Origin of the sequence: Agrobacterium tumefaciens (assembly GCA_025559845.1) — a bacterium.
Taxonomy (GTDB): domain Bacteria; phylum Pseudomonadota; class Alphaproteobacteria; order Rhizobiales; family Rhizobiaceae; genus Agrobacterium.
This window is the reverse complement of sequence record CP048469.1, coordinates 1,311,341-1,324,271: the sequence shown is the minus strand read 5'-3', so window position 1 is coordinate 1,324,271 and position 12,931 is coordinate 1,311,341. Positions and strand designations below refer to the sequence as shown.

Annotated in this window: 12 protein-coding genes; 8 read left to right on the top strand and 4 right to left on the bottom strand. The window is 58.1% G+C overall.

All coding sequences use genetic code 11. The features are described from left to right. Positions 1-196: 196 nt before the first annotated feature. Positions 197-532, top strand: a complete 336-nt coding sequence (locus tag FY156_06595; GenBank protein UXS01182.1) for a hypothetical protein — start codon at positions 197-199, stop codon at positions 530-532. Beyond that, entirely contained in the window at positions 529-1,329 is an 801-nt protein-coding gene (locus FY156_06590; protein ID UXS01181.1) for a DUF429 domain-containing protein, read from the top strand. The genes FY156_06595 and FY156_06590 overlap by 4 nt, the downstream gene beginning before the upstream one ends. Positions 1,330-1,390: 61 nt before the next feature. On the opposite strand, the gene FY156_06585 is transcribed toward FY156_06590, so the two are convergent. Next, complete coding sequence (locus FY156_06585) at positions 1,391-2,104, bottom strand: SDR family NAD(P)-dependent oxidoreductase (protein UXS01180.1); 714 nt, start codon at positions 2,102-2,104, stop codon at positions 1,391-1,393. Between the two features lie 162 nt (positions 2,105-2,266). Here FY156_06585 and FY156_06580 point away from each other — a divergent pair, with 162 nt between their 5' ends. The 4 genes from FY156_06580 to FY156_06565 all read left to right on the top strand — a co-directional run bounded on the left by FY156_06580 (position 2,267) and on the right by FY156_06565 (position 5,631). Further along, positions 2,267-2,470 carry a CsbD family protein gene (locus FY156_06580; protein UXS01179.1) on the top strand — a complete coding sequence of 68 codons (204 nt, stop codon included), beginning with the start codon at positions 2,267-2,269 and terminating at the stop codon, positions 2,468-2,470. Between the two features lie 256 nt (positions 2,471-2,726). Beyond that, positions 2,727-3,809: an ATP synthase F0 subunit B gene (locus FY156_06575; GenBank protein ID UXS01178.1), complete on the top strand. Its 1,083-nt coding sequence runs from the start codon at positions 2,727-2,729 to the stop codon at positions 3,807-3,809. Positions 3,810-4,424: 615 nt separating this feature from the next. Further along, entirely contained in the window at positions 4,425-4,961 is a 537-nt protein-coding gene (locus FY156_06570; protein ID UXS01177.1) for a transcriptional regulator, read from the top strand. Between the two features lie 43 nt (positions 4,962-5,004). Next, positions 5,005-5,631 carry a hypothetical protein gene (locus FY156_06565; GenBank protein UXS01176.1) on the top strand — a complete coding sequence of 209 codons (627 nt, stop codon included), beginning with the start codon at positions 5,005-5,007 and terminating at the stop codon, positions 5,629-5,631. On the opposite strand, the gene FY156_06560 is transcribed toward FY156_06565, so the two are convergent. Further along, a complete protein-coding gene (locus FY156_06560; protein UXS01175.1) occupies positions 5,621-5,848 on the bottom strand; it encodes a DUF1653 domain-containing protein in 228 nt (75 codons plus the stop codon). The two genes, FY156_06565 and FY156_06560, sit on opposite strands and share 11 nt — an antisense overlap. A gap of 329 nt (positions 5,849-6,177) precedes the next feature. Between FY156_06560 and dusA the strand changes: the two genes are divergently transcribed. Together dusA and FY156_06550 are read left to right on the top strand one after the other, a co-directional pair. Then, positions 6,178-7,185, top strand: a complete 1,008-nt coding sequence (gene dusA, locus FY156_06555) for a tRNA dihydrouridine(20/20a) synthase DusA (protein UXS01174.1) — start codon at positions 6,178-6,180, stop codon at positions 7,183-7,185. 1,230 nt (positions 7,186-8,415) lie between these two features. Beyond that, positions 8,416-8,976 (top strand): hypothetical protein, encoded by a 561-nt coding sequence (locus FY156_06550; protein UXS03045.1) that lies wholly within the window; start codon positions 8,416-8,418, stop codon positions 8,974-8,976. An 82-nt stretch (positions 8,977-9,058) separates the two neighbouring features. Here FY156_06550 and FY156_06545 read toward each other — a convergent pair whose 3' ends face one another. Beyond that, positions 9,059-9,859: a DUF72 domain-containing protein gene (locus FY156_06545; protein UXS01173.1), complete on the bottom strand. Its 801-nt coding sequence runs from the start codon at positions 9,857-9,859 to the stop codon at positions 9,059-9,061. A gap of 52 nt (positions 9,860-9,911) precedes the next feature. Further along, the gene (gene uvrA, locus FY156_06540; GenBank protein ID UXS01172.1) at positions 9,912-12,833 is read right to left on the bottom strand and encodes an excinuclease ABC subunit UvrA; all 2,922 of its coding nucleotides are present in this window, start codon (positions 12,831-12,833) and stop codon (positions 9,912-9,914) included. Positions 12,834-12,931 lie beyond the last annotated feature (98 nt).

Genomic DNA, 12,931 nt, shown 5'->3' with positions numbered 1-12,931 from the left:
ACCTCTTTGAGACCTTCCAGAGAAACGCCGATGAGAACGGTGCATCGGCTGGCCGAGACCTGACCCCCAGGGGCAGCCGCAGACCGGTTGCAAAAACATCCGCATCTTCCACGTGCGTGGTTGCCGCGACTCTTCTCCTCGCTTAGCTTCGTTCACGTCGTCTTAGGCAATGACTGGATAGCGAGGTCTTTTAAGCTTGAAACATGACCCTGGTGAGATCGTCGCTGACCTGCTGCGCAATGCAAACGGCATCAACCGCGCCTCCACGGAGATCATCGACGACCTGTTGTTCCGCTCGATTGTTGCGATCCGTGATCTGCGACGTCAGGCGGGCATTCCCGAAAGCGGCACCCGTCAGGATGCGATTATCCGTCTGGCCGAGGTGGCGGCCGGATCTGACCGTCAGGAAGAGGCGGCACGGCGCGATGCGCTGCTGGAGGCTGCCGACCTGATCCGCACGCTCAACGTGGTGGTCAAGAGCGGTATCAGCCTCAGGCTGACGGAAGTGATGCCGGATGAAACGGGCCGATGAAGGCAGTGCAAAAGAGGGCCGTGCTGGGCATCGATGCGGCGTGGACGGAACAGCAACCGAGTGGCGTGGCGCTGGTTAGCGATGACGGTTCCGGCTGGCGGCTGATCGAGGTCGCCGCGTCCTATGAAGGCCTGCTGCGGGAGGTCGGATCTCAGCCCATTGCGCGCCATCGCGGCTCGGTGCCGGATGCTGCGGTGCTTATGGCCGTGGCGGAGGCGAGGGCGGGTTGCCCCGTCGATCTGGTGGCCATCGACATGCCGCTTTCCCTGCAGCCCATCATCACGCGCAGACCATCCGACAACATGATTTCAACAGCTTATGGCGCCAGGCATGCCAGCACGCACACGCCCAGCGCCACCCGCCCCGGCAAGATCAGCGATGCGCTGCGTGCGGGCTTTGCCGCGCTGGGTTACCCGCTGGCGACAAGCGCCGTCGAAGGCCGCGCCATCGTCGAAGTCTATCCGCATCCGGCCTTGATCGAACTTGCGGCTGCCGAGAGGCGATTGCCTTACAAGGCTTCCAAGGTCGCAAAATACTGGCCGGGCGAACCGCCGACGGTGCGGCGGCAGAAACTCATTGAAATCTGGGGGCAGATCATAACCCTGCTGGAGAGCCGCGTGCAGGGTGTGCTGGCTGCTCTGCCATTGCCCGCCCCGGACGCGCGCGGATACGAAATGAAGGCCTTCGAGGACATGCTCGATGCGGTGATCTGCGCCTGGGTTGGCGCCGCTATTCTGGATGGCAGGGCAAGAGCCTATGGTGACGACATCTCGGCAATCTGGGTGCCAGTGCCCTAGGCTCTGGTCATCGGCCGAGGGAGTATCCGTCTTCGCCGCTGTGCGGACAGCGGCGAGAGCATCACCACGGAATATCCTTGCCGTCATAAGCAATGAAAGAGCCTGTTTTCTCAGGTGTCAGCGCTTCCAGCGCGCCTGACATCGACACGGCCGCTTCCGCCGCGCTGACGGTGTTGTGGCCGGCGGAATAGGGCCCTGACAGGGATGTGCGCACGGTGCCCGGATGCACTGATACCAGCACCGCCTGTGGATGCGTGCGGACAAGCTCAATCGATGCCGTGCGAACAAACTGGTTCAAGGCTGCCTTGGACGCCCGGTAGGCATACCAGCCGCCCAGCCTGTTATCGCCGATCGAGCCCACACGGGCAGACAGAAATGCCGCGATCGAACGCTGCTGGCGATCCAGAAGCGGCAGAAAATGCTTCATCACGAGGGCAGGGCCGATGGCATTGACGCGGAACTGCATGGCCATTGTTTCAGGGTCAAGCTGCCGCAACGCCTTCTCCGGCGCCCGCCCATCCGTGGTCAGCACGCCAGTCGCACAGATCATCAGGTGAAATTTCCGCTGTGAAAGAGACGCCGCCTGTTCGGCAATGCTGTCCTCATTCAACAGGTCAAACCCGCTGCCGCTTCTCGACACCCGCACCAGCGACCCCAAACGAGGCTGCCGCTCCAAGAGATCACAAAAAGCACCACCGATCCCGCCAGTCGCACCAACAACCAGCGCATGAAAACCATCGGGCAGCGATCCGAAAACGGCGTGTTCAGCGTCCATGCGCGTTTAACGCGGTGGGGGTGGAATGGTTCGGGGTGTGGCCCTCGTATAAATCCAACGTCTGTCAGCAGGAACTGTGCGCCACAGCACAAAGTCCCTTTTCAGGGAACCAACCCGCACCTGCCGCGTTTACCGGTCACAACATAAAGAGGAGACATTTCAATGGATTGGAACCGCGTCGAAGGTAACTGGAAGCAGGTGAAGGGCAAGATCAAGGAGCAGTGGGGTAAGCTCACTGACGACGATCTTGACGTGATCAACGGTAAGCGTGAGCAGCTCGAAGGCAAGATCCAGGAGCGCTACGGCTACGAGAAAGACCAGGCCAAGAAAGACATCGATGACTGGTACGGCCGTCAGGGCTGGTAAGATCGCCAAGAATACAGGCCGCCGGTCATTGATGACTGGCGGTTTCTTTTTCCGGAACGTTTGATGCCGAAAGGTGTTTTCAACACGGTCACTCGACCGGACAAAACCTCAAGCGCAGGAAGCTCTAACGCATCGATTTGATCGGCTGCGTCTTGAAAACAAGATTACCGTAGGAGGGTCTCATGAATTCAATCATTTACTTGGTTGGACTGGTCGTCGTTGTGCTGTTTATTCTCTCTCTGCTGGGGCTACGCTGATGGTAGATTCAACCTCAATCGAAACCAATCCGAACCGTAGCTATGTCGATTGGCCAGCCATCTTCGCGGGCACAGTCATCGCGTCCGGAGCGGTTGCCATTCTCACGGCTTTTGCCGGTGGATTGGGCCTGAGCTCGATTTCGGCGGACGATGGTGGTGAGATCAGCATGACATGGCTGATCATCACCGGACTGTTCGTCGTTATCTCAATGGTCGGCTCCTACATGTTGGGCGGCTACATTACCGGTCGCATGAGACGTCCGGCTGGCTCGGCCGACCGGAACGAACTTACGACGCGTGATGGCATCAACGGACTGGTCGTCTGGGGTCTTGGCACTGTCGTATCGGCGTTACTGGCCGTCAGCGTGGTGTCTGGCGGCGCAAAGGCGGTCGGCAGCGTGGCTCAGACTGCCGTTGAGGCAACAGGTTCTGCCGTGGGCGGCGCAGCGCAGGGCGTTGGGCAGCTGGCCGGCGGTGTCGTATCCGGTGCAGGCAACGCTGTTGGAGGCATTGCGCAGGGTGCAGGACAGGCTGCGGCTCCCAGTATCGAACAAGCTCTTCCTCAGGGATTGAAGTCGAACCCGATCGACTATCTGACGGACACTCTGTTGCGCACCGATACACCGGCGATTGGCGGGGATCAGGGCGCTGGAGATTTTCAGCGTCAGGTGAGCGGTATTCTCAGCAACCTGCTGGCAACCGGAGAGATTTCCGATGCCGATCGCGCGTGGCTCGCAAACCAGATTGCAGCGCGGACTGGTATCAGCCCGACGGATGCTCAGACGCGCGTAAGCCAGACAGTTGAGCGTGTTCAGGCAGTCAGAACGCAGGCACAGCAAAAGGTCGACGAGGCCCAGAAGCGGATCGATGATCTGAAGGCGGAGGCGGAAAAAGCTCTGCAGGACGCCAAGACAAAAGCCGTCGACGCCGCTGAAAAAGCACGGGTCGCCGGTATCCTGACCGCTTTCCTTCTGGCTGCTTCGGCTCTCGTATCCGCCGCCGCTGCCTACATCGGGGCGGTGCACGGCGGTCGTCACAGAGACGAAGGCCGCGTCTGGGGCGGTCTTGCCTACAGAAAGTAATTGCGCACCCTGGAACCGAATGATCGCCCAGACGTTAAAGACGTCATAGCAGCGCAATGCGCCGCGGCTTCCAAAGTCGACCACGGATGTAATGGCGGCGAACAGAAGCAAGAGAAGGCTGGTGCAGAAACGCGCTGGCCTTTTTCGTTGTTCGATATACGGGTTTGCCGAACGTATGACAAAGCCCCGCATCAGTCGAAAGACCCGGCCTGTCTAAAAACGATGCCCCAGCCTTTTTTTCGAAACAGCAGCGCTGTATGTAGGGCGCAGCCATCCATTGTTTTCGTGCGTGTTTCTCGTCGGCAAAACAGTTCTGTCGGGTAAACACGGCATTGTCGTCTGATATTGAAAATGATGCATCGAGACAGCAACGCTGATAAAGCGATACACTAACAAACGGTCATAACACATTGAATTTCTACAAAGACGCCGTACAATCCGGATCTCCGATCTTCGCGGTTGTGTCTATGATGGACTAGACGGGCGAAAAATAAACCGTTGAAATCGCTTAGATATTTATTTTCGTAATCGCGATGGTGCAGTTCTGGTGCAGCCAACGCCAAGCGACTGGTGCAGATGCTACCTATGGTGGATCGAAGGGAAGGATGTTGCTGAGTGGTAGATAATCGCAGACCGTTCTCCGAAACACACCCGCATCTGATCGGCTTCTCCGATTTTCTGGACGACTTCAACGAAGAAACCGAGCGCGGTGCAGCTCTCGCTGCGGCGGCGATGCTCGATGATCAGCTCGGCAAAATCATCGAAGCGTTCCTCATTCCAAACAAGGGTAGCCAGGCGTTACTCAGTGGGTTCAACGCGCCACTCGGATCGTTTTCAGCCAGGATCGCAGCGGCGTTCGGCCTTGGTCTGATTTCGGAAGCAGAGTATCGGGAATGCGAGTTGATCCGAAAAGTGCGTAACGAGTTCGCACACCGGATCAAAGTGTCGTTTGCGACGGAGAAGGTAGTCGGTCTGTGCGCGCAGCTTCAGATGGCGGTGAAGCCCTACGCGGACGTGAAGCCCTACGCGGACGTGAAGGTCAACACTCGCGGCCAGTTCACTACTGCAGCGGTTGCGTTGGTGCTGAACCTAACAAACCGCCCTCACTATGTCGGGCAAAGGCGGCTTCTGGCTGTTGAGTGGAAGATTTAGCCGTGAATAGATTCTTGCCATAGGCCCCAATAAGGGATTGTGAATGAAAGACCTTCAAGCCGCAACGGATCGCTTGTTCAGAGACTATGGTCGCCACTGCCAAGCACCGAACGAGGACACACTGTTCCACTTCCTGAACTCGCTGCATAGTTTCAGCGACAAACTCAAGCGTCACAGAAAAGACGGTCTGCACGACTCTCCGAACTTCATCGGGCTGAAGGCGCTACGGAATCTGTTCCATCATGAGGCTGAACTGCTGAGCAAGATCAGCGTCGTCACCGATTTCGTGCAGCCGGTCGTCGTTGAGTTGAGCCGTGTCTGCCTTGTTGACCGTTCACTTATTGAGCGGGCGGCTGCTGGAGAGGCGGCGCAAGCGAAAAAGTTTAAGCGGACGCCCGGAGACGTGGTGGGAGCATTCCGGTGGTACGGCCAGATCGTCGACATAGAGCCTGCCGTCTTTAACGTGGCGGTGGATGCCTATGAGGCAATCAAAGAGGTCGACGTCGCACCGTGGTCCGACGCCTTTCAGATGTTTGAGGAGAGCTATGAGTATGAGAACGAAAACGGATTTGAACATCGCGTGACTGGCACCATCTCCTGTCACGGGGGTAACGTCGCTGAGCTTCTAAGCAGGATGCACGAGACCACTGCTACGAGACCTATTCGCTGATCGTCATCGACCTATTCCAGTCGCTCAGCGGGCGTGACCACAGCTTGCCGTTGCCAAGACCACGATAAACCACAGTGGGCGGATACTTGGGTCTGCTGCTTTCAGCGTTTGTGATCGTGAGCACCTCGTATGTGGCCCCATTATAGTGACGCCATACGCTTCCGGCCCTCGGCGCTTCGGGCTCTGGGGTCAGGCCGCGCCAGGTTTCGCAGCACATTGGACACTCGCCGTTCCCCGCCCATTTATGGTCGTCGTATAGGTTTACTTTCTGGTTCACGTTCCTTTCCCAGGCGGCTCATGGCCGCGCCTGTTGGTGTGAGCAAAGTGTACCTGAGCCGGATTTCAGTATTCAACTATTTGTTGAATAGACGGGATTTCATGTGCAGTTGTAAGGACAGATCGCGACTGCCGAGGTGCAGTTCTTGGTGCAGTCAGGAAATTACGCCGCGTATGCTTTGAGTGGATTCAAAGGGTTACGTGTGATAGAGAGTGGCCCCAAATGCCGCCAAGCACCTAGCCGGCAAAATGGTGCAGTTTTGGAATATCATGAAAAATCAATACTATAGCGGAGAAAAAATCTTCGCGGTTGCGCCTATGATCGATTGGACTGACACGAGGTGCAGATTTCTGCATCGGCAGTTGTCGAAGCGTGCGTTGCTGTTCACTGAAATGATTGTTGCCGATGCCATTATTCATGGGCTGCGGGAGAAGCTGCTTGGGTATCATCCGCAGGAGCATCCGGTGGCGTTGCAGCTTGGTGGATCTGATCCGGCCAAGTTGACCGAGGCGGTGCGTATTGCCGGTGATTACGGTTATGATGAAATCAACCTCAATGTCGGCTGCCCTTCGGACCGTGTGCAGTCCGGCACGTTCGGCGCCTGCCTGATGCGCGAACCGGAGACGGTGGAGCGTTGCGTGGCGGCGATGAAGACCGTTTCTTCCGTGCCTGTGACCGTCAAATGCCGGATCGGTGTGGACGATCAGGAGCCGGAAGTGGTGCTGCCGGACTTCCTGAAACGTGTTGTGGCGGCCGGTGCCGATGCCGTGTGGGTTCACGCCCGCAAGGCCTGGCTGCAGGGACTGTCGCCCAAGGAGAACCGTGAGGTTCCGCCGCTCGACTACGACCTTGTCTACCGCATGAAGCAGGAAAACCCCGATGTCTTCATTGGCATCAATGGCGGCATTTCCGATCTCGATCAGGCCGAAGCGCATCTCGAGCATATGGATGGCGTGATGCTTGGCCGCGCCGCCTACCACAACACCTCCATTCTGGCCGATGTCGACCACCGCATCTATGGCGATGCGGCAAGCGCACCGGACTGGATGGCGCTGCGCGACACGATGATGGCCTATGCCGCAGCGTATATCGCCGCTGGCGGACGCCTGAACCATGTGACCCGCCACATGGTCGGTCTGTTTCAGGGCATGCCAGGCGCACGCCGCTTCCGCCAGATCCTGTCCAGCGACGCCACACGCCCTGGTGCCGGGCCTGAAGTCATCGAGGCCGCTTTCGCCGCCATCGATTTCAACCCCGCGAAAGAACTGGCTGGCTGAGCCGCCAGTCGCCTCGCTGCCGAATTCAGCGTCGTGAAACGGCAGGTGGGACTCTTCCCTGATGGAGGCGATTTTCAGAAACGCCTGACGGCACGGAGCCACGACGACAGGAAAGTTCTGGACTAGCCGGATGCTGGCAGGCATCCGAGAACTTTGCTGCTATGCCCGTTGCTGCTCGGCCATGTAGGCAAGGCGGAGCTTGCGGCCACAGACTTAAATCCTGCCAAGGCGTCTGGCGCACTGGACCGCTCCTCATCTCGCCACAGAAACCAGCCTTTGAGACGGGCAGGTGGGGCTCTTCCTGAATGGTGGCGATTTTTTCAGAAGCGCCTGACAGCACGTAGCTACCAAGACGGGAAAGTCTGTTCCTGTTTAGCCCTGCAGGGTAACCGGTGTTCCGCTCGCACGTGTCCCACCTCCGTGATCTGTGATCGCTTGTCGGCATTCGTGTTATCTGCATGAGCAGTTTTGCGACCGATTATAATGGGCAAGTCGCAACCGGAAGGAATATTACATTTATCGATTTTTCCCGTTTCTCATTACCTTCGGTAATGCATAGGCGTTTGACTGGGCGAGCGGGTCGGATACTGACGCCGTCGGGCTAAGCGAAGAATTCCAAACAGATACGGATTTTGACGGCTGCATTGGCCAACGGTTTTTGCACCTATAGAGTGCGAAAATCTATTGCAGTACAGTCCTTCTTGTGAAGATATCTGGATTTGGGGAAAAGCAGGGGGCAAGCCGTAAATGAGCCGGGAACTTTGGCAACTGATTACATACTATCGCCATCGTAGCGAGCTCTGGACCCTTCGTCTCAGTCGATCACTATACTCGCCTTTTCGACCTTTCCCGACCATAGTACTGATGATTTTCTGGTATGCTGCGGCTAGTCTCCCGCTCCTTCTGGCATACTTTCTTTTGTTAGGACTTTTCGGCGAGACGGCCGCAGTTTTCATTATTAGCCTGCCCGCCCTCGTTTTTTTGTTTATGTTCAGTCCGTGGTTTTTTCGCTGGTATTGGATAGGCGTGAGCTTGCAGTTTGGGAGCTTTAAAGCTGCAGACGCCAAAGAAGAAGAACTGTCGAAGCAGCTTGAAGCGTTTAAGGCTAGACGCTCATAATTTCCGTTTGGCGGACCGTATTGGAGAGTTCAATTGCAGACGGACGACCCGCCGACCTATCGCTTTACCGCGAAAGTCGAGAAGCATCATAAAAGCTCTCCAGGCATCAAGATGGCCTACGTCATCGACGCGCAAGGCCTTTCGGTAACGCAAGGACGGTCCGTCACACTGGTCCCATGGACTTCGTTTCGTTTCCTGCACATTCACGTTACGAGTGGGGTCGGCACCACTGGGTTTCCAGTTTACAGCGCGCGTTTGCGGACATTCTTCGCGTCGAGGGAGGTATCCTCGCTGGATTGGCAGGGAGAGACTGGCTTCGATCGATCCGCCGACTATGTTCGCTTCATGGAAGAACTGATTCCGTTCGCAGTCGCCCGTAACCCGCGTCTCCGTCTTCGATACGGCGGCGACCCTATGATGGAGGCGGCGATCCCGACGGTGCTGACCCTCTTGATCGCGCCGTTCGCCCTTATCCCACTTTTGATCTTCAAACCGCTCGGAGCTCTTCTTGCTGGCTGGACAAAGGCTTTTGGCAAACCCGTGGCTGCGGCGATCGTCATGATTTTTGGTGTAGTGCTGAACATGCTTCCATGGTCCACCGGTAAGCTGTTCAAGGCCGACGATCTGCCCATCGCAGAACTCCCGCCGCGATATCGGCGGCAGGGTGCCTAAAGCACTGGGAACGACCTGAACTGCCACGGACACTGCAATCGGGTAGAGCGGTTCACGAGAACCGCTGCCACCATTGAAGCAATCAAACGATCTTCTGCAGGGCCTGTGCACCGTTCGGGGCGTTGACCTTGCCGCCGGTGATGAAGAAGGCGAAGACGTCGCGGGGTTGTTTTTCGGCCTTGCTATCAGGGGCAATCATCGGCAGATCGTCGGGTGTGCCGCCAGCCGCGTAGGTCTTGATGCGTTTTGCCCAGTGGTCGATTTCCGTCTGAGGGTAGCAGGTCGGAATGTCGTCTTCGCCTTTTTGCAGACGGCAATAGACGAAATCGGCCGTCACGTCCGGCAGCATTGGATAATCGTGGTGGTCGGCGCAGACGACGGCGACATTGTGCTTCGCGATCAGATCGATGAACTCCGGCACCTGGAAGGTCGGGTTGCGGACTTCAACGACGTGGCGCAGCTTGATGCCGTCCTGCTTTTCCGGCAGGAGCGCCAGGAAGGCGGCGAAATCATCTGGCTCGAACTTCTTGGTCGGCGCGAATTGCCAGAGGATCGGGCCCAGATGGTCGCCCAGTTCCGTCAGCCCCTGCGTCAGAAACCGGGTCATGGATTCCTGCGCTTCAGCCAGAACCTTGCGGTTGGTGACAAAGCGGCTGGCCTTCAGCGAGAAGATGAAATCGTCAGGCACTTCCGATGCCCATTTGGCAAAGGTTGCCGGTTTCTGGCTGCCATAATAGGTGCCGTTGACCTCAATGGCCGTCAGTTGCCGGCTGGCATGTTCAAGCTGGCGCTTCTTGGCCAGCTTTTCCGGGTAAAAGGTGCCTTCCCAGGGCTCAAATGTCCAGCCGCCTATGCCTGTGCGGATCGTGCCTGACGTGGCCATGTGCTGTTTCCTCCCTGGGAATGTTCGGTGTGGTCGGTTCAAAGGGCGACGGTTATTCCGCCGCCACCTGCTTTCCCGCCGGGTGGCGTTCGAGAAGTTCTTTCAGGAACTGGCCGGTGTAGGAGCGTTCCACCTTGACGATGGCTTCCGGTGTGCCGGCCGCCACCACTTCGCCACCGCCGGTGCCGCCTTCGGGGCCGATATCGATGATCCAGTCGGCCGTCTTGATGACTTCGAGATTGTGCTCGATCACCACCACCGAATTACCCTGTTCCACCAGCGCATGCAGCATTTCCAGAAGCTTTTTCACGTCATGGAAGTGCAGACCGGTGGTCGGCTCGTCGAGAATGTAGAGCGTGCGGCCGGTGGAGCGTTTGGACAGCTCCTTGGCAAGCTTGACGCGCTGGGCTTCACCGCCCGACAGGGTATTGGCCTGCTGGCCGACCTTGATGTAACCGAGACCGACATCGAACAGCGACTGCAGCTTGTCACGCACCGCCGGCACGGCGGCAAAGAACTCGACACCTTCCTCCACGGTCATATCCAGAACGTCGGCAATCGACTTGCCCTTGAAGGTCACGTCGAGAGTTTCGCGATTGTAGCGCTTGCCGTGGCAGACGTCGCAGGTGACGTAAACATCCGGCAGGAAGTGCATCTCGATCTTGATGACACCATCGCCCTGGCAGGCCTCGCAGCGGCCGCCCTTGACGTTGAAGGAGAACCGGCCCGGTGCATAACCGCGTGCCTTTGCCTCCGGCAGACCGGCAAACCAGTCGCGGATCGGCGTGAAGGCGCCGGTATAGGTGGCCGGGTTGGAGCGCGGCGTGCGGCCAATCGGCGACTGGTCGATATCGATCACCTTGTCGATGAATTCGAAACCGTCGATCCGGTCATGTTCAGCCGGGATTTCACGCGCACCCATGATCCGGCGTGCGGCAGACTTGTAGAGCGTTTCGATGAGGAAGGTGGACTTGCCACCACCGGAAACGCCTGTCACCGCCGTAAACACGCCAAGCGGCACGGAGGCCGTGACGTTCTTGAGGTTGTTGCCGCGTGCGCCGACGACCTTGATCTCCTTGCCCTTCTTGGGTTTGCGACGTTCGGACGGAACGGTCACGCCCATTTCGCCGGAGAGATATTTGCCGGTCAGCGATTTCGGATTGGCCATCACGTCCTGCGGCGTGCCTTCGGCAATGACCTGACCGCCGTGAATACCGGCGGCGGGACCGATATCGACGACATAGTCAGCCGTCAGAATGGCGTCTTCGTCATGTTCGACGACGATCACCGTGTTGCCGATGTCGCGCAGATGTTTCAGCGTTTCCAGCAGGCGAGCATTGTCGCGCTGGTGCAGGCCGATCGACGGCTCGTCCAGAACGTAGAGAACGCCTGTGAGGCCGGAACCGATCTGCGAAGCAAGGCGGATACGCTGGCTTTCGCCACCCGAAAGCGTTCCGGAATTGCGCGACAGGCTGAGATAATCCAGTCCCACATCATTCAGGAAGCGCAGGCGTTCGCGGATTTCCTTGAGAATGCGCACGGCGATTTCGTTCTGCTTGGCGTTGAAGGTCGCCGGCAGGGTTTCGAACCAGGCACCCGCCGTGCGGATCGACATCTGGGTGACTTCGCCGATGTGCAGCTTGTTGATCTTGACGGCCAGCGCTTCAGGTTTCAGGCGATAGCCGGCGCAGGCCGGGCAGGGCGCTGCTGACATGTAACGTTCGATTTCCTCACGCGCCCACGCGCTGTCGGTTTCCTTCCAGCGGCGCTCGAGGTTCGGCACGATGCCTTCGAAGTTCTTGACCGTCTTGTAGGAGCGGGCGCCGTCCTGATACTGGAACTCGATCTTCTCTTCGGTGCCCTGCAGGATGGCGGTCTGCGCCTCCCTGGAAAGATCCGTCCACTTGCTCGACAGCTTGAAACCGAAGGCCTTGCCGAGCGCTTCCAGCGTCTGGTTGTAATAAGGCGAAGAGGATTTTGCCCATGGCGCGACCGCGCCGTCACGCAGGGTGCGGGCGGGTTCGGGAATAATCAGGTTCTCATCGACCTTCTGCTGCGAGCCGAGACCGTCACAGGTCGGGCATGCACCGAAGGGGTTGTTGAACGAGAACAGGCGCGGTTCGATTTCCGGAATGGTGAAACCGGAGACAGGGCAGGCGAATTTTTCCGAAAACAGCACACGCTCATGCGTCTCGTTCAGAGACTTGTTGGCGGAGCCACCGGCTGCGGTTTCTTCCGGGGGCAGCGGCTTGTCGGCGAATTCGGCAATGGCCAGGCCATCGGCCAGTTTCAGCGAGGTTTCAAGGCTGTCTGCAAGGCGCGCGGCCATGTCGCCACGCACCACGGCGCGGTCCACCACCACGTCGATGTCGTGTTTGTATTTCTTGTCGAGGGCCGGAACATCGGCGATTTCGTAGAACTGCCCGTCGACCTTGACGCGCTGGAAGCCTTTTTTCATCAGCTCCGCCAGTTCCTTTTTATATTCGCCTTTGCGGCCGCGCACGATCGGCGCCAGAATATAAAGACGCGTGCCTTCCTCGAAGGCCAGAATGCGGTCAACCATCTGGCTGACGGTCTGGCTTTCGATCGGCAGGCCGGTGGCCGGCGAATAGGGAACGCCGACACGCGCAAACAGCAGACGCATGTAGTCGTAGATTTCCGTGACAGTGCCGACCGTCGAGCGCGGGTTGCGCGAGGTCGTCTTCTGCTCGATGGAAATGGCCGGCGACAGACCTTCGATCTGGTCCACATCCGGCTTCTGCATCATTTCCAGAAACTGGCGCGCATAGGCCGAGAGGCTTTCGACATAACGACGCTGACCTTCGGCATAGATGGTGTCGAAGGCGAGCGACGATTTACCCGAGCCTGAAAGGCCGGTCATGACGATCAGCTTGTTGCGCGGCAGATCCAGATCGATGCCCTTGAGGTTATGCTCGCGGGCGCCACGGATGGAAATCGTCTTCAGTTCACTCATGACAAGGCTCGGACATTGATAACGGGCTTGGTGGGGCGGTCCCTTATGTAGGCACGCAACCGGAGGAGTCGAGGTCTATTCCCAATCGGCCAATCGGT